Here is a 16,630-nt window from a genome sequence, read left to right on the forward strand (position 1 = left end):
CGGGTGTTGCCGGCCGGCCCGATAGAGGTGTTGCTCACCAGCGCCGGCCCGCCTGCCGGGCTGCGGGCGAACCAGCCGCCCCCGGAGGAGCCTCCGGTCATCGTGCAGCCGATCCGGTACAGCACCGGTTGCCTCGGGCGGATCGACAGACGCCCGGGCCTGTCCCGGCACGAGAACATCCGCTCGCCGTCGAACGGGGCCTGGGCCGGATATCCCCAGGCCGCCATCTCGCTCAAACGCGTCGCCGGCGGAGCGCCGAACCAGACCGGCGCCGCCTGACCGATCACCTCCTGCAGCGACGCAGCCTCCCCCTGCCGCTGCACATGGAGCACCGCATAGTCGAACGGCGAGCCGTCACCGCCGGAGGGGCTGCCCTGGGCAACCCACTGCGCAGCGGCCTCCGCCGAGGTGGCCCACCACGTTCCAAAGGGTGCGATCCGGTCCTCGCCCGCACTCTGCCGGGCCGCTCCTTGGAGCCCGAGATTGTTGTACGAGGGCACGAAGACGATGTTGCGGAACCAGTCGCCGCCCGCCCCGCCGTGCACACAGTGACCCGCCGTCCACACCAGCCCCGATCTGCCGGGGCGTGCCGGGTCTTGCACCGCGGTGCCGGAACATACGCTCGGCCCGTCGGGGGTGTCGAAGAAAATCTTCCCCGTCACCGCGGCGCTGTCGTGGTACGCGGCCGTCTGCGGCTGTGCGGGCACCGGGTCGGGTTCGGGGTCCGTCGTGGCGGAGTCCTCGCCGATGTCGTGGGGCACACGGGTGTCCGCGGACCGGGCCTGTGTCATGCGCTGGAGGGTCCACAGCCCTGCCACGACGGGGTTGGAGAAGGCCGGCAGCCGTGGTGAGGAGTCGCAGCCGGTGACCCCGGCAAGGACGAGCAGGAACGCGATGGTGCAGGCAGCGGCGCGTGTGCGGCGGGTCAAGGGCATCCTTCGACGCGTTGGGGAGTCCGGGGCGGGCGGAACAAGACGGGGGAAACAGCCCCGCCCGCCCCGGAGATCAGTGGTTGCGATCGGGCATGGCGCCCATATGGCCCGCCCGGTCACCTGTTTTTGTGCTGCGTGTTGTTCCGCCTGGCCGTCCCCGCGCTCGAACCCTTTCGGGGCCGGCCGGCCCGGCATGGTGCGCGGCTTGCGAAAGTGGAGCCGGCAACTCTTTCTACGGAGCCGGCCCCGGCGGGGTTCTCCCGCAGCCGCCCCATACACAACGGTGATGTGACGACGTGGTGCCGGCCGGGTGCGGACCCCGACCGGCCCGGCGGCGACGGGTGGACTACTGTCTGCCGGGCGGGACAGCGACCCGGTCGGGCCCTGCGCTACCTTGCGCGGCATGACACCATCGGCTGACCCGCTGTCCGATGTCCTCGCCTCGTTGCACATCAGGGCCGGATCACTGTCCGGGCTTGAGGCACGGGGCAGTTGGGCACTTCGCTTCGAACTCCACGAGCACATCAAGATCGGGGCCGTACTCGAGGGGGGCTGCTGGCTGGGTGTGGACGACGCCGGTCCGGTACGCCTGGAGGCCGGTGACTGCTTCCTCCTCGCTGCGCGGGAGTCCTTCACCGTCGCCAGTGACCGAGGAGCGCCGTACCGCAGTGCCGAGGACCTCTACCGGGCGGCGGACAGCCGGATCGTGCGGCTCGGGCACGACCTCGAATCCGGAGTCCGGGAGCGGACACTCATCGTCGGCGGCAGCGTCGACTTTCTCGACACCACCATCGCGCTGCTGCTCGGCGGCCTGCCGCCCCTGGTCCACATCCGCGCCGCAACGCCCCACGCACAGGCCATCCAGCCGCTGCTCGGGGTGTTCCTCGACGAGGTGGGCGCCGTGCGCGCGGGCACGTCGGTGATGTCGGACCGGCTCACCGAGATCCTCTTCATCCAGGCGCTGCGAGCTGTCGTGGCGGCGGACGCACCCAACCAGGCGCCGCTGCCGGGCTGGCTGGGGGCTCTCAATGACCCGTGCATCAGCCGTGCGCTGCTGCTGATGCACCAGCAGGCCGGCCGTCCATGGACCGTTTCCGCGCTCGGCGCCCAGGTGGGCATGGGCCGGGCGAGCTTCGCCGCCCGGTTCAAGGAACTCGTCGGACTGCCGCCGCTTCTCTACCTCCAGCGCTGGCGGATACTGGCCGCCGGCCAGGAACTGCGCCGCAGCGAGCGGACCGTGGCCTCGGTGGCCGCCCGGTGGGGATATTCCTCGGAGAGTGCGTTGAGCGCCGCCTTCAAACGGATCACGGGCATCTCACCGGCCCAGTACCGCAGCGCCCCCGCTCAGGCTGTGATCGCGACGCGGGACGGCTGGCCCGCGCTCCCCTTCCGCGTGCCGACGGCATCAGACGCACGCGCAGGTTCTCCAGACGCTTGATCATGGACTGCCCGCTCGGTGGTCCATAGCGTCGAGCACCGCCGTGCGGACAGCCTCAGCCCGGTCAGTGACCAGCGCACGGATCACCGGAAGGCAGAACATGCAGTACGAGCAAATGGGCGCCACGGGGATCTTCGTATCCCGAATAGCGTTGGGTGCGATGACATTCGGCGGGGCCCGAACGCCGCCATGGAGCGTGGTGGGTGGACTGGACGACAAGGCCGCGGACGAACTCGTGGGCCTGGCTCTGGATGCGGGTGTCAACCTCATCGACACGGCCGACATGTACGCGGCGGGCGAGTGCGAGGAGATCCTCGGCCGGGTGCTGGGCGCACGGCGCCGCGATGTGCTGCTCGCCACCAAGCTCTTCGCCCGCATGGGCACCGGCCCCAACGACCTCGGCCTGTCCCGGCTGTGGGTCACCCGCGCGCTGGAGGACAGCCTGCGCCGGCTGCGAACCGACCACATCGACCTGTACCAGATCCACAGCTTCGATCCGCTGACCCCGGTCGAGGAAACCCTGGCCGCGCTCGACGACGCCGTCCGGCAGGGCAAGGTCCGCTACATCGGTGCGTCGAACCTGGCGGCGTGGCAGATGATGAAGTTCCTCGGCGCCTCGCAGGTGCGCGGGCTGGAGCGGTTCGCCTCCCAGCAGGTGTACTACTCCCTGGCAGGACGGGACATCGAGCGGGAGATCCTGCCCATGGCAGCGGACCAGGATATCGCCACGCTGGTGTGGAGCCCCCTCGCCGGCGGGTTCCTGTCCGGCAAGTTCGACCGCCACAGCACCAGCGACGGCACAGCGCGCCGGGCCGCCGCCGACTTCCCGCCCGTGGATCGGGACCGCTGCTGGGACATCGTCGATTGTCTGCGTGAGGTCGCTGCGCGGCATCACGTCGGTGTGCCCCGCGTCGCCCTGGCCTGGGTGCTCGCCCGGCCGGGAGTCACCAGCGTCATCACCGGCGCGAAGCGCCCTGAGCAGCTCACCGAGAACCTGGCCGCCGTCGACCTGGTCCTCGCCGAGCAGGACCTCGCTGAACTGGACGCGGTCAGCGCAGTACCGGACCCCTATCCCGACTGGTGCCAGACCGATGCCGCCGGCCGGCTGCCCCTGAAGTCCTGACGCGCATGCGGCCGGGGTCCTCGTGCCGCCCCCCCCCGGCCGCAGACTCGGCGGGCCGGACACGATGGCGGCACCGCGGCCGTCCGCCGCTCGCTGCGCACCCACACCGGCTGCCCCCGCCGACCGGCCTGCCAGGACGGGACTTGAGGGCCGAGCCGGGCGTGGGTGGGGACGGTCACCGGGCTGCGGGCCGAGCAGTTCGGGCGCTCGCCGAAAAGGCCGCACCCCGGCCAGCGCAGGAGCCTGCAGGAGGCGGGTCGCCCCGTGCGCGGTGTGCGAGCTCGACGCCGGGAGACAAGGGCCGCGCACGTCAGGGAAGGCGACATCGTGACGCGTACGGGACGGGAGGCAGCTGCGGCAGGAGAGGCTCCTGCCTTGGCGGGGGAGTCGGCGGCCCGCCTGCCCCGGGGATTCTCGGAGCAGGCGGGCCGCGCGTCTGGCGCTGTGCGTGTCAGCCGAGGAAGCGAACTGATCTCACCGTGGCGAATCCGATGGCGGAGAGATCCCGGACGTTGCCATCGACAACCTTTACGTTGCCGGTGCAATCGGGTCCGTCCCAGATCTTGAGGGTGCCGCCGGCCTGGAGCGAGCCGGAGAAGCGGACGTTCTGGCAGCCGGGGCCTGCCACTCCCTGGGAAGGGTCGGCGAAGTTCGCGCCCTGAAAGAAGGTGGCGCTGCTCGCGGGCGGGGCCTGGGGGTCCGGATCGGCACCGGCACCGGCACCGGCACCGTCACCGGACTGGCCGTCATTGGCCTTCTCGCCGTCCGGCTTGACGCCGAACCAGGTGCCTTGCACGCCCTGGCCGTTGGTGTCCCCGGCCTTGGTGTCCTTGTTGAAGAGGTAGACGGGCCAGCCGCCGATGGTGACCTGGAATGCGCCGTCCCGCTCGATGAAGCCAACGGACGATTTGTCTATCCCGTCGAGGAAGACCTTCCCGCCGCGCGCGACCAGATACGGCGGCCACGTGGTGGCGCACTGCCCGCTGCAGTTGGACTTCGAGGGGTCTGTGGTGTCCTCGTCGAACCGGTACAGCGTGAAGCCTGCCCCGTTGACCACGACCGGATCCAGTTGTCCGGCGCGGCCGGCCGACAACTGTACCCACTCGCGGGCCACCGGCTTCTGCGCCGCCACTGCGGGTGCCGCGTCGGGCGCCAGGTCACCGGTCTGCGCGGGCGCATTGTTCTGCTGTGCCGTGCCGTTTCGGAAGGCCAGCTCGCCTGCCCCGGATGCGGATGACGGCGCGGATGCGCCTGCGTCGGTGGCGTCATTTCCGCTGCAGGCGGAGAGCAGGAAAACACCCGCGGCCGCGAAAGAGGCGAGCGCTGTGGCTCTTGTGTGGAACATCGAGAGAACCCCCGAATGCTGCTGATTGTTCCGCTCCGGACCTTCCGAAGCGATCAGCCTGTGCTACGGATCCGGTGCCTGAGGGGTTCTCAGCACATGCCTCCGAGACGCAAACGTGATCCATTTCGCCGCCATCGACTGCCTGTCCCGGATTTTGCAGAGAACCCGTCAGGTCTTCGCCGCGTAGTGCAGGAGTGTGACGGCATGGGACGCCGTCGCGGCCCCGACGCGGAAGGAAGCCCCATGGCTGGCCCGATCAACATCAACCCTGAGGACATCGAGGAGGCGGCGAACTGGCTGCGCACCCAGAAGGAAACGCTCCAGCAGGGGCTCCAGGAAGCCGATACCAAGATGGCCGATGTCGTCGCCGCCGCCTACAGCACGCCCGGCTCGGAGACCAAGTTCAAGCCGTACTGGGACGAGTACAACACGGGAACGAAGAGCGCCATCGAGGGCCTGGAGGGCGTCAGCCAGTTCCTGTCCTCCGTCGCCCGCGCGTTCGTGGACACCGACGACCAGACCGCGGGTTCCATCGGATGAATCCCGCTCGCGCCGGGGCCCTGGCCGCTTTTGCGGTCCCGGGCCCCGGCCGGGCATCAGATGGCGGCCGACAGGGTGAGGAAAAGTGGCAAGAATTCGCATCCCGGGAGATGAACTCGCCGAGGTGATTGAGCTGCTCAAAGGAATCCGCGACCGGATCGAGCGGACCGCGGGTCTCGAATCCGTGGGAACCGAGGACGACGTCGGTGATCCCGGACTCCGGGACGCGGTCCATGGTTTTGACAATGCCTGGAAGGCCGGGCAGGAGCGGGTCAGGGAGAACGCCGAGACCTTCACGAAGGCCGTGGAGGGAATTCTCTCGAGCTTCGAGAGCACGGACTCCCAGGTCGTCGCAGAGCTCGATCCGGCGCCGGGAACGCAATGAGTTCACTGACCCAGTCTTCGACAAGGTGAGGGGCGCGGTGCCCGAATGAATGCGACGACGCGGCCGGATACGGCCGAACCGGCGGCCGTCCCGGGCCGCTACTTCCTGCGTTTCCCCGGCAGTTGGTGGAACCTGGACCTGGACCCGAGCACCCGGGACGCGGCGATCAGGCGCCGGCTGCTGGAAGGCTTCGAACCGTCGCGGCCCGGACAGCCCCTGGACCGCGAGACGGCCGAGCTCGCCGACGCGCTGGTCCGTTCGGCCCGCAAGGCCGCACGCCAGGCGCATGCCCGGGGCGCTCTGCAACTGGCCGGGATCTTCGAGCTGTTCGACGGCGCCCCGCTGATCGCCTCCACCATGGTGTTCAGGGTGAGCCCGCCCAAGGACACAGAGGCCGCTCTCTGCGATCTGCTGGTGGCGTACGCGGTGCGCAACGCCGGTCTGCCGCACGGCAGGGGCACCCGCGCCAACGGGGCCGAATTCATCGAGCTGCCGCTGGCCGGGCCCGCCGGCCGGGTCACCTCCGTCGAAGACGTCGACTTCTACGGCAGAGGCTGGGTCCGGATGGCCATCATGCAGACCGTCGTGCCGATACCCGGCACCCGCGACTTCCTGGTGGTCGCCTCCACCACACCCAATCTGACCCTGAGGGACGAGTTCTTCACGGTCTTCGACGCGATTGCCGAAACCCTGTTCTTCACCGGAGGTGAGTGACGGTGCCACGACCCGCAGCTGTCGAGTGGGACGTGCTCGACCGCGCCGACGACCCCGCCCCCGGTGAACCGGAGGTGCTGCGCCGGCTCGCCGCCGGGTACGCCGGTATCGCTGACGACGCCGAGTCCGCTGCCGGTGTCATCGGCCGGCTGCAGAGCCAGGACCTCGGCGAGGGCAAGACCATGGAAAAGCTCCGGGAGACACTCGCCGAACTCCCGGAACAGGTGGGCAAGCTGCGCGACTCGTACCGCACGGCGGCCGACGCCCTCGAGGCCTACGTCCCGAGGCTGGAGGCTCACCAGGACCAGGCCGGCCGCGCCCTCATGCTGGGCAAGGAGGCCCAGGAACGCCTCACCCAGGCCTTGGACTCCGCGCTGTCGGCAGACACGGACCTGCGGGGCCTGCAGGACGCGCAACCGCCGCCGCCCGACGACGCCCAGGCCCGCGCCGCCGCCAGGGACGCGATCAGCAGAGCGCAGGCGGCGGGTGATTCGGCACGGGTCGCGGCGGACAACGCGCGGTCGGAACTGGCGGTGGCCATGCGTCTCGCCGCCGACGCGGAGCAGCTGCGGACGAGCGACGCCGCGGTGGCGAGCACAGCGCTGGCAGACGCCGAGGACAACGCCGTCAAGAAGAAGAACATCTTCGACACCCTCTTCGACGAGATCCTCGGCGTGGTGCTCGGTGCCCTCGGGATCATCGCCGCGGTGGTGTTCACCTTCATCCCCGCATTTGCTCTCACCGGCGCCGTCATCGGGCTGGTGCTGGGGGCCGCCGCGCTCGGGCTCACCGTGGCGAAGACCGTCGTCACCGGTGATCTGAAGGGGAATCTGACCGACCTTGTCCTGGGCGTGCTCGGCCTCGCGTTCGGGGGGATCGGCGTGGTCGTCGCGGCCGCGAAGGCCTTTCCCAAAACCTTCCCCAAGATCGCCGGCCTGGGCGGCACCCGCCCGGCCGATCCGGCTGGTATCCCCCTGCAGCCCCTCACCGGGCGCCCGCCCGCGCCCGCGCCCACCTCCGCGCCGACGCCCGCGCCCACCTCCGCGCCGACGCCCGCGCCCACCTCCGCGCCGACGCCCGCGCCCACCTCCGCGCCGACACCTGCACCCGCGCCGACGCCCGCGCCCGCGCCCGCCTCCGCGCCGACACCCGCACCCCCTATCGCCGTGGGGCCGCCGGAGGTGACGGTGACGCCGCCCTCACCGACCCGGCCGTCGGCCGGGCTGCCGCAGGCCGCACCGCCGGCCTCGGCACCGTCGGGGTCGACGCTCCAGCCGCCCGCAACGAACGTGCCGCTCGGTCCGACCGCGCGCCCGCCGCTGCCGAACTCGCCGCTGCCGGAGGTGACGGTGACGCCGCCCTCACCGACCCGGCCGTCGGCCGGGCTGCCGCAGGCCGCACCGCCGGCTTCGGCACCGTCGGGGTCGACGCTCCAGCCGCCCGCAACGAACGTGCCGCTCGGTCCGACCGCGCGCCCGCCGCTGACGCCTGACGTGCCGCCGCCCGACGTGCCGTCACCCACCTCCGCGCCGCCCACCTCCGCGCCGCCACCCACCTCTGTGCCGCCACCCACCGCCGCGCCGACGCCCGCGCCCGCACCCACCTCTGTGCCGCCACCCACCGCCGCGCCGACGCCCGCGCCCGCACCCGCCTCTGTGCCGCCACCCACCGCCGCGCCGCCCGCCGCGACGCCGCCCGCGCCGAACCCGACCCCGGCGCAGCCGCCCGCCAGTTCCCCGATCTTCCAGCTGCCTGACTTCCCTCCCAAAAACCCGTTGGACAAGATCGAGCTGGGGACGGGCGCCGTCGGCGTAGCGCTGGGCACCGCCGGCGTCGGGCTCGGCGCGAACAGCCTGGACCAAGCCCTGAAAGAGCAGAGACAGCAGGAACAGGCCACGACGGCCTGACCATGACGGAGTGAGCGGCCGAAAGGGCTCCCGTACCGCAACGGAGGCGGTACGGGAGCCCTTTCGCATGCGGGCGGGCGGGACTACAAGGCCGTCTCCGGCACCTGGAGCGTCTGCAGCCGCCCGTCGCCCGCGTGGAACATCGCGCGGCCCGGCTTGCCGCCACCCACCCGGCTGCGCGGGATCCTGCCGCCGATCAGCTCGCCCTCCCCGACCGACTGCGGGTTGAGCAGGGCCCCCTGCCGGTTACGGCGTACATCGACGAGCCAGCCCGAGAAGCCCGCCATGAGCCGGTCCGTCTGCCCGGCCACGATGAGTCCGCGCCCGGTCTCGGCACCCGTGCGGGCGATGGCGCCGAGGACGGGCTCCGCCTGCGACTTCTGCAGATCGTCCGCGTCGTCGATGACGACCACGACCGGCCCGGGGTGGTCCGCCAGCACCTTCTCCAGCTCCTCCCGGGGGATGTCGGCCTCGGTGAAGACCGCCAGGACGCCCTCCCGGCCGGCCAGTTCGCGCAGCGGTGAGCGGCGCGGCGCCGCGACGACGATCCGCGTACCGGTGCCGAGCAGCGACAGCGCCATCGTCAGCAGCAGGGTGCTGCGCCCCGAGCGGGCCGGGCCGCCGAGAACGAAGGTGCAGGTCACCGACAGATCGGCGCCCACCGCGGTGAGTTCGTCGCCGCCGACGCCGACCATCGCCCACAGCGGACCGGGACGGGGTTCGGGCAGGTACGCGGCGGCCTCGGCGGCGCTGAGTCGGTCGGGGAGCTGGTCGACCCGGAACGGGCGGGCGGCGCGTGGCACTTCGGCGTCGCGTTCGGCGCACGCCGCGCCGATGGCCTGCAGGGCGGCCGCCTGTGCCCCTCCCGTGGTGTCCCTCTCGAGGAGGGCGATCTGCACCTCGGCCTTGTCGGTGGCGCGCAGCGCCCGCCCGGAGGGGATGTGGTCGGGGACGGAGCGTTGCGGGACGCCGATCATGGCGTACTCGGACTTCTCGTTGAGCCGCAGCACGAGCTTGTCCTCGGTGCTGGAGCTGAGCCGGGTGGAGAACATCGTCCGGTCGCCGGCGATCACCATGTGCACCCCCACGCTCGCGCCCTCCCGCAGCAGCGTCAGCACGCCGCCCAGCAGCGCACCGCCGTCGAACTCGGTGAGGGTCTTGTCGAAGACCTCCCACCGGTCCAGCAGGACGACGATGTGAGCGGGCCGCTCGCCGGGCGGCAGCGCCGTACGCAGCTCCGGCAGGTCGGCGGCGCCCCGGGCGGCCAGCAGCTCCTGGCGGCGGGCCACTTCGGCGGTGAGCCGGTTCAGCAGGCGGGCCAGGCGCTCGGGCTGGGTGCGCTGCACGACGGCTCCGGTGTGCGGCAGGCCTTCCAGGGCCAGCAGCGCGCCGTTGCCGCAGTCGATGCCGTACAGGTGCAGGTCGGCGCTGGAGTGGGTACGGGCCAGGGCGCCCGCGAGGGTGCGCAGGGTCTGCGAGCGGCCGGCCCGGGGCGAGCCCACGATGTGCAGATGTCCGAAGGCCGCCAGGTCCAGGGCGATCGGCAGCTGCGCCTGGTCGGCGGGCAGGTCGACCAGGCCGTACACGACCGGCGGGAGGTCGTAGGGGATCGGGGCCGCGGCCGGCAGGTCCTCCAGCGCCAGCAAGGGGGGCAGGGCGGGCAGCCACGGGCTGTGCTGCCGCGCGATGGCCAGCTCCCGGTCGGCGCCGCGCACGGCCTCCACCAGGTCAGCCAGGTCGGTCACGGCGTCGTCCGGATCCTGGCGCGCGGCCCGGGGCCGCGCCGGCACGGGCCGCCCCAGCTGGTCCCAGCCGACCGGCACGATCCACGGCGTCGGGGCGGAGGCGATCGACGCGCCGGGCCTGCGCCCGCCGACCCGGCCGGCCTGGAACGGCACGAGCGAGGTCTGGCCGAGCCGTACATACGCCCGTCCCGGTGTGCCCTTGGAGATCCCGGCCGCCTCGGGGGAGCCCAGGACGTCCTGGCTCTCACTGGCGTCGGTGACCCGCAGGGCGATGCGCAGGTTGGTGTTGGCGCGGATCTCGGGGGAGACGACGCCGCCGGGGCGCTGTGTGGCCAGGATCAGGTGGATGCCGAGGGAGCGGCCCCGCTGGGCGATGTTGACCAGGCCCTTCACGAAGTCGGGCAGATCGCGGACCATCGAGGCGAACTCGTCTATGACGATGAGCAGCCGGGGCATGGGGTCGCGTCCGGGTTCGCGGCGCAGCAGGTCCACGTAGTCCTCGATGTCCTTGGCCCCGGCCTCGGCGAGGATGTGCTCGCGGCGTTTCAACTCCGCCGACAGCGAGGTCAGCGCCCGTTCCACGAGGTGCGCGTCGAGGTCCGTGACCATGCCGACGGTGTGCGGCAGCAAGACGCAGTCCTTGAACGCGGATCCGCCCTTGTAGTCGATGAGGACGAACGTCATGGCGTCGGGGCGGTTGGCCACGGCCAGCGTGGCGACGATCGTCTGCAGCAGTTCGGACTTGCCCGCACCCGTGGTGCCGGCGACCAGTGCGTGCGGCCCGTCGCGCCGCAGGTCGAGGGCGAACGGCCCGTCGAGTGACACCCCGACGAGCGCGGATGTGGACCGTCCGCCGGCATTCCAACGGCCGGCCACCGCCTGCGGGGTGGGCCGGTTAAGACCCAGTACGTCGAGCAGCCGGGCAGCGGCGGGCAGTACCGATGCCTCCTCGGCCGCACCGCCCGGGTCCCGCAGGGGGCCCAGGGCCCGGCCTGCGCCGCGACACCAGTCGGTGGTGACGGCGTCCGGCCTGACACCGGTGACCGGGTCAAGGCCCGACCGGCCGACCCGCAGTGTCCCGCCCGGCTCCTCGCTCACGACGGCCAGGCACTCCTCCGGCAGCAGCCGCTCCTGCGTGTCGATGCACACCGAGTGCACCCCGACGCCCGGGCCGTCCCGCAGGATCTGTACGACTCCGGGCAGCGAGCGCAGCCGCCGGGCTCCGTCCAGTACGACGAGTACGTCGTGCCGCTGCGCCCTGGGCTCCGCGGCCCGGGCGCAGATCAGCGCGGTCAGTTCGGCAACGCGGCGGGCCGAGGTCTCCGTGTCCGTGCCCACCGTGATCACGGTGTCCCCTCCCGGCTGCGGCCGCACGTGCGGCAGCCAGCGCACCCACGCCCAGTCGCGTTCGCCCTGCGGCCCGGTCAGCAGGTAGATGTGCAGATCGCGCGGGCTGTGGAGGATGGCGGCCTGCCCAACGACCCAGCGGGCCACCGCGCGCAGCGGCCTGCCGTGGCCTGCGATGCCCATCACCTTGTGCCGGCGCAGGTCCACGGTCACCGGCACGTCGTAGGCGTCCTGCGCGGTGCGACGCCGGTGCTCGTCGGCCATCGGGTCCTGGAGCACCACCTCGGAGGGCTGGTCCGCGGTGCCGACCCGCAGCTCGAGGAAGTCGGCGTCCGTGGTGCGCCGCTCCCACAGTCTGCGGCGCGGTCCCACAGCGGTGAGCAGAACGGTCGCCGGATCGGGGAACCAGGCTCTGCGCGCGATGCGTTCGGCGACCACGGCGTTCTCCGCCTCGCTCTCAATGCGGGCCTTGGTCTCCTCGTACGCCGCGAGCCGGGTTGCGTACGACTCTTTGCCGCTGCGCCGGTTCATCACATAGTTGCCGATGACCGCCACGGGTGTCAGCAGGCCGAACAGGAGTGCCGAAAGCCTCCCGAAGATGAGCACGCCGGCGGCGGCCATGATGAGCGGCACAACCGCCGCGATGTAGGGCAGCGGACGCCGTTCCGGCTCAAGCGGCGGCGAAGGCAGGCGGAAGTCCGCTCCGGGTTTCGCAGGCAACAGCCGTGGAGGCCTGTTGTAGTCGAGGCCGCCGCCGTCCTCGCAGGGCTGCAGGGCGGCGTCGGGCCGCTCCGCGAGGGCGAGGGCCAGCAGACAGCTGCCGGTCGCCAGCTGCGCTCCGAGCGGCCAGGGCCGCTCCTCGCTCACCTCGTCGCGGTCCAGGTGGACAGGGCCGGCTCCGTCGTGCGGCAGGAGCGTGCACCGGCCGCCGGCTCCGACCCGCAGCCGGGTCGCGGCGCCGGCGGGTGCGGACCGGCTGACGTGCGGGCTGCCGTCCTGAGCGTGGTGGATGTGGTACTCGCCGATGTCCAGCCGGTACACCGAGCCCGCTCCCGTGCCGCCGACCACGCGAACCTCCACGAGGCCGTCCGGCTCCCGCGCGGCCACGCGTGCGGGGCGGCCCAGGTGCACCACGGCTGCGTCGCGCAGCGGCGACTCCCGGACGGTGACTTCGGGAGGTATCAGAACACCGCCGACGTGCAGGGCGTGGCCGCCCAGTGCCCGGGCGATCGCGCCGGCCGGTGTGTCCGGCTCGGTCTCGATCTGTACGTCGAAGGCGTCGCCGACGTCGTCGACGACGGTAAGGAGCAGGCGCACGGTCAATCTCCAGGGGGCTGATGGTCGGGGCCGATGCGGGCCGCGTTTGGCGAGCGGGGACGGGCCGGTTTGAACGGGCGGGTAGGACACCAGTCCGCCCGTCTGGGTTCTACGGCCCGGCTCCGGGCCGGGTTCTCCCCGGCGCGTCACGAGAACCCTTTCGCCGCGGCGTCCGTAGCAGGGGTCGGGGCGGGCGAGAGGCCCGACTCCTACTGCCGTCTGTTAGGTGACCTATGACCACGTCCGTTGTTCTGGCTTGCGTGCTCGGTGCGGCGCTCCTCGGCGCCGTCGCCGCGCTGGTCCTGGAGCAGCGCAAACCACCGAGCGCTCGGCGACCCCCCGCAGGCCCTGCCGTCACGGGGCGCGAGGCTCTGGAGAGCGTCGACCGGGGCCTGCGCACTCTGGCCGCCGGATGCGCCCGCACGGGACACAAGCCGCCGGATGTGTACGCCGCGATCTGCTCCGAGGACCGGCTGGTGCTGAGGCTGGCGCGCTTCGACACGCAAGCGCCCGCGCCGTGGGAGAGCGACGACGCGGGCGAGGAATGGTCGGTGGCCCGCAAGGAACTGACCGATGGCGACCCCGGGACGACGGCCACACATCCGTACTCCCTCACCGTCACCCTGGGCCTGCACGAAGAACAGCGGGTGCTGGCCGACCTGGCGCGCGCCTCCGCGCCGATCGCCCTGACGGGTGCGCAGGAGGACACACGGCAGCTGGCTCGTGCGTTCGTCGCCGAACTCCTCACCGGGCCGCTCACCAGCAGAGCCGAAGTGACCTTGGTGGGCTCCGCCGCCACCTCCGCATTGGCTGACAGCCTGGGCATACGGTCGGCCAGGCTGCACACCGCGGCAACCCTGAACGAGGCCCTGTCCGAACGTCCTGCCGGAACCGAGCCGGACACGCCCACCACCTTCGCTGCCGCCCCCGCACCCGCCGCCGAGGGCGTCACCGACGTCTTCCGCCTGATCGAGGGCAGCGCCTGGCACGGCGGGGAGCACCACACGCCGTGCCTGTTCGTCATGGACGCCGCGCAGTACGCGGACGAACGGCGCCCGTCTGCGTTCCACCACGCCGATGCGGTGCTGCTGCTCGGCGACGCCCCCGAGGCCGCCTGGCGACTGGCCGTCGGACCCGACGGAAAACTCGAAACCGGCTCACTGGGCATGGCGATCGACACACACGCCGGCCGTCTGCGCTGACCGGCCGCCGCACCACCCCGATCTCCTAGGAGAGACACATTGACCCGCAAGCGGACACTGATCGCCCTCATCGCCGTCCTGTCACTCGCCCTGTCCGCGGTCGTGATCGACATCGCGACCGGCTTCATCACCGGGGACAGCCGCAGCGCAGCGGATGCCGGGGGTGCGCCCAGCGGCGCCTCGTCCCCCCCGTCCGCCCCCGGGGCCGGCGAGGTCCCCGAAACTCCCGCGGATGCCCCGGACATCGCCGTACAACCCGACGAGCAGGCCCGCTTCATCGGCAGCAGCAACGACGGCGGCTTCTCTGTCGCAGTCATGGTGTGGAAGAGCAAGGCCATCGCCTACGTCTCCGACGGCTCGGCTCAGGAGGCATGGCTGAGCGGCACGGCAGGAGGCGACACATTGCTGCTCACCGGAGCCGACGGCGCAGTCCTCCACGCAAGCGTGACCGACGGCGCGCTGACCGGGACGGCGGCCTGGGGGCAGTTCGAGATCGCGTTCACGCTCCCCGCGGCCCAGCCGCCCGCAGGGCTGTACCACGCCTCGGCAGTGGTGGACGGTTCCCAGGTCCGCATCGGGCTGATCGTCATGCCGGACAGCAGCCAGACCGGCATCGAGTGGGTCGACGGAGTACCACAGGCAGCGCCGGCGTGGGACCTCGAGGGGGCGACGGTGCCGTACCGGGGGACCGAGCTGCAGGTGAAGGCGATCCGGCCCGCAGATGCATGAGACCGCGGACGGCGATCGCCGGCCGACGACGTGATGGAGCACCGACGGCAATCACCGGTAAGCCTGGACTCCCTGGGACGTCAAGGCTTGGCGCAGGGCGTTCAGCGCGTGGCTGGTGCGGGACTTCACCGTGCCGATCGGCAGCGCCAATGCTGCTGCGGTGTCCTCGACACTCCGGTCGAAGTAGTACCGGTGAACCAGTACTTCACGGTGTGGCGGGGTCAGCTCCGCCATCGCCTGCCTCAGGACGTGCGCGGTGAGTGTGCCTTCGCCGGGGTCGGCCACCACCTCGGTGTCCAGGGCCGACGGGGGCGCCTCGACAGGACGCGCACGACGGGCCCGCATGGCGTCGATGGCCAGCCGCCGAACGACGGTGAAGAGCCAGGGACGTGCCAGTCCTTCGGTGGAGACGAGCCGGTCCGCATGCCGCCAGGCCCGCAGCAGGGCCTCCTGGACGAGGTCCTCCGCACTGTGGAAGTCACCCAAGGTGAGCGTATTGGCGAAGCGCAGCAGGTGGACTTCCTCGGCCGCACTGATCGCTTGCATAAAGGCGTGCCCCTTGTGGGCGGCTGCTGTCCCGGACACCGCATAGGGCTGCGAGGCGCTGCGCTCCGAGGCGGCCCCGACGCAGGGGTTCTCGTCCTTTTTCGCAGCGATCGAGGACGGCGTGCTGTGCATGAGGGATCTACCGAGCCTTTCGGTGCACGCCGAAGCCCGAACCGCGGGACGGCGCACGGATGACGACGTGGAAAGTCCCCGGGAACGCAACACCGCGTCGGGAAGCCCCCGAGGACGTCTCGCATGCTGCTGGCCCGCGATGGCAGTCCCGTTGCATTCTGATAGTCAGTCAGATCTGCATCGGCAGATGCGCCGCTCCGCTCAGATCGTGGGACGTCGGCGAGGTTGTCCACATGGCGCTCGTCGGTGACGACGCATTCCAACGGGATGAGCTTCATTCGACGCCGGAACGCGTAGCCGCCCAGGCCCACTTCGGGACGGTGGCTGCCCACAAGCCAAAGCGTGTGGATGGGATGGAAGCTGAAGAAGTCCTGCCGCAGCGGCGCGCCTTGATGCGGTCGCCGCCCGTGACCAGCCTGACCCGCGCCTCGTCGAAGCCGTCGCCCGGCTTGAGTTCGGCAACAGACGATGACGCGCCGACCGCGCCACCAGCCTCCGCCGCGTGACAGGGATGTAGCGGTCAGGACTGGCTCAGAAGCTGTTGTCTTTCCGGACGGGATCGGCGCGTTTCCGCTGGTCGGGGACAGGAGTGGTGGTTCCGTGGGAGTGGTGGCTTGTCGGGTTGTCGTTCCCCCCAAGGTCTCGGATGCCGTCGGTTGTTGGACTGCTGGAACAGCACGAACTCGCCGCTCGACGTCGAGTCGACGGGCTGCGGGAGGAGGCCGACCGCATCCAGGCCGAGCTGGCTGCGGCCGAACTGGAATGGCAGGAGTGGGCGATCGCTCGCAGGCGGGTCGATACGGTGCTGGCTCCAGACGACAGCGCCACCGCCGAGGCGGAGGTCACCTCGGATCCGCGGGATGCGCAGGTGCAGTCGGCCTCTGCGGATGCGGCGAAACCGAAGTCGCAGGTGCCGGTGTGGCGTCAGGGGCTGGCCTGGTCGGCACTGTCGGCCGACTGCCAGCGAATCCTCAGGACACTTGCGGATCGGGCCCGGCTTCGTCAAGGGCCGCTGATCTGCCAGGAGATGGCTGCCATGTTCGGCATGGACGCGGTGCCAGCGCGGGTGGAGGCACTGCGGTCGAAAGCCAAACGCCTGGTAGCCCGCGGCTGGCTGGCCGAGCAGCAGCCGGGCGCGGCCTCACACCCCGCTCTTTTCCGTGCGCCACCTGTGCCAGGACCCTTTGCGGCAGGCGGAAGAGCAGTACGTTGACGAGACGGGACGTTC

13 protein-coding genes and 1 pseudogene are annotated in these 16,630 nt (G+C 71.5%); 9 read left to right on the top strand and 5 right to left on the bottom strand.

The genetic code is table 11. The features are described 5' to 3' along the window. On the bottom strand, positions 1-935 hold a 935-nt coding region (locus ACFQ6S_RS42095; RefSeq protein WP_383421399.1), incomplete at its 3' end, for a trypsin-like serine peptidase. A gap of 400 nt (positions 936-1,335) precedes the next feature. On the opposite strand from ACFQ6S_RS42095, the gene ACFQ6S_RS42100 reads away from it, so the two are divergent. After that, positions 1,336-2,370, top strand: a complete 1,035-nt coding sequence (locus tag ACFQ6S_RS42100) for an AraC family transcriptional regulator (RefSeq protein WP_383421402.1) — start codon at positions 1,336-1,338, stop codon at positions 2,368-2,370. 115 nt (positions 2,371-2,485) lie between these two features. Further along, positions 2,486-3,493 carry an aldo/keto reductase gene (locus ACFQ6S_RS42105; protein WP_383421477.1) on the top strand — a complete coding sequence of 336 codons (1,008 nt, stop codon included), beginning with the start codon at positions 2,486-2,488 and terminating at the stop codon, positions 3,491-3,493. 451 nt (positions 3,494-3,944) lie between these two features. On the opposite strand, the gene ACFQ6S_RS42110 is transcribed toward ACFQ6S_RS42105, so the two are convergent. Beyond that, entirely contained in the window at positions 3,945-4,838 is an 894-nt protein-coding gene (locus tag ACFQ6S_RS42110; protein ID WP_383421405.1) for a hypothetical protein, read from the bottom strand. Positions 4,839-5,081: 243 nt separating this feature from the next. On the opposite strand from ACFQ6S_RS42110, the gene ACFQ6S_RS42115 reads away from it, so the two are divergent. From ACFQ6S_RS42115 to ACFQ6S_RS42130, 4 genes are all read left to right on the top strand, one after another. Further along, positions 5,082-5,378 (top strand): WXG100 family type VII secretion target, encoded by a 297-nt coding sequence (locus tag ACFQ6S_RS42115; RefSeq protein ID WP_383421408.1) that lies wholly within the window; start codon positions 5,082-5,084, stop codon positions 5,376-5,378. Positions 5,379-5,463: 85 nt separating this feature from the next. Next, on the top strand, positions 5,464-5,763 hold the full coding sequence (locus ACFQ6S_RS42120; protein ID WP_383421411.1) for a hypothetical protein: 300 nt from the start codon (positions 5,464-5,466) through the stop codon (positions 5,761-5,763). A 45-nt stretch (positions 5,764-5,808) separates the two neighbouring features. Beyond that, positions 5,809-6,477 carry a hypothetical protein gene (locus tag ACFQ6S_RS42125; protein WP_383421414.1) on the top strand — a complete coding sequence of 223 codons (669 nt, stop codon included), beginning with the start codon at positions 5,809-5,811 and terminating at the stop codon, positions 6,475-6,477. Between the two features lie 2 nt (positions 6,478-6,479). Next, positions 6,480-8,384 carry a hypothetical protein gene (locus ACFQ6S_RS42130; RefSeq protein ID WP_383421417.1) on the top strand — a complete coding sequence of 635 codons (1,905 nt, stop codon included), beginning with the start codon at positions 6,480-6,482 and terminating at the stop codon, positions 8,382-8,384. Between the two features lie 83 nt (positions 8,385-8,467). Here the strand turns inward: ACFQ6S_RS42130 and ACFQ6S_RS42135 are convergent, their stop codons facing one another. After that, positions 8,468-12,793 carry an FtsK/SpoIIIE domain-containing protein gene (locus ACFQ6S_RS42135; protein ID WP_383421420.1) on the bottom strand — a complete coding sequence of 1,442 codons (4,326 nt, stop codon included), beginning with the start codon at positions 12,791-12,793 and terminating at the stop codon, positions 8,468-8,470. Positions 12,794-13,026: 233 nt separating this feature from the next. Between ACFQ6S_RS42135 and ACFQ6S_RS42140 the strand changes: the two genes are divergently transcribed. Both ACFQ6S_RS42140 and ACFQ6S_RS42145 read left to right on the top strand, forming a co-directional pair. Continuing rightward, a complete protein-coding gene (locus tag ACFQ6S_RS42140) occupies positions 13,027-13,995 on the top strand; it encodes a hypothetical protein (protein WP_383421423.1) in 969 nt (322 codons plus the stop codon). A gap of 39 nt (positions 13,996-14,034) precedes the next feature. Continuing rightward, entirely contained in the window at positions 14,035-14,724 is a 690-nt protein-coding gene (locus ACFQ6S_RS42145) for a hypothetical protein (RefSeq protein ID WP_383421426.1), read from the top strand. 51 nt (positions 14,725-14,775) lie between these two features. Here the strand turns inward: ACFQ6S_RS42145 and ACFQ6S_RS42150 are convergent, their stop codons facing one another. Continuing rightward, positions 14,776-15,270 (bottom strand): sigma-70 family RNA polymerase sigma factor, encoded by a 495-nt coding sequence (locus tag ACFQ6S_RS42150; RefSeq protein ID WP_383421429.1) that lies wholly within the window; start codon positions 15,268-15,270, stop codon positions 14,776-14,778. A 344-nt stretch (positions 15,271-15,614) separates the two neighbouring features. Further along, positions 15,615-15,884 (bottom strand): annotated as a pseudogene (locus ACFQ6S_RS42155) (DNA primase); the annotation flags it as partial. Positions 15,885-16,048: 164 nt separating this feature from the next. Here ACFQ6S_RS42155 and ACFQ6S_RS42160 point away from each other — a divergent pair. After that, complete coding sequence (locus ACFQ6S_RS42160) at positions 16,049-16,615, top strand: hypothetical protein (protein WP_383421432.1); 567 nt, start codon at positions 16,049-16,051, stop codon at positions 16,613-16,615. Positions 16,616-16,630 lie beyond the last annotated feature (15 nt).

The organism is Streptomyces sp. NPDC056479 (genome assembly GCF_042795335.1).
In the GTDB taxonomy this organism is placed as follows: Bacteria; Actinomycetota; Actinomycetes; order Streptomycetales; family Streptomycetaceae; genus Streptomyces.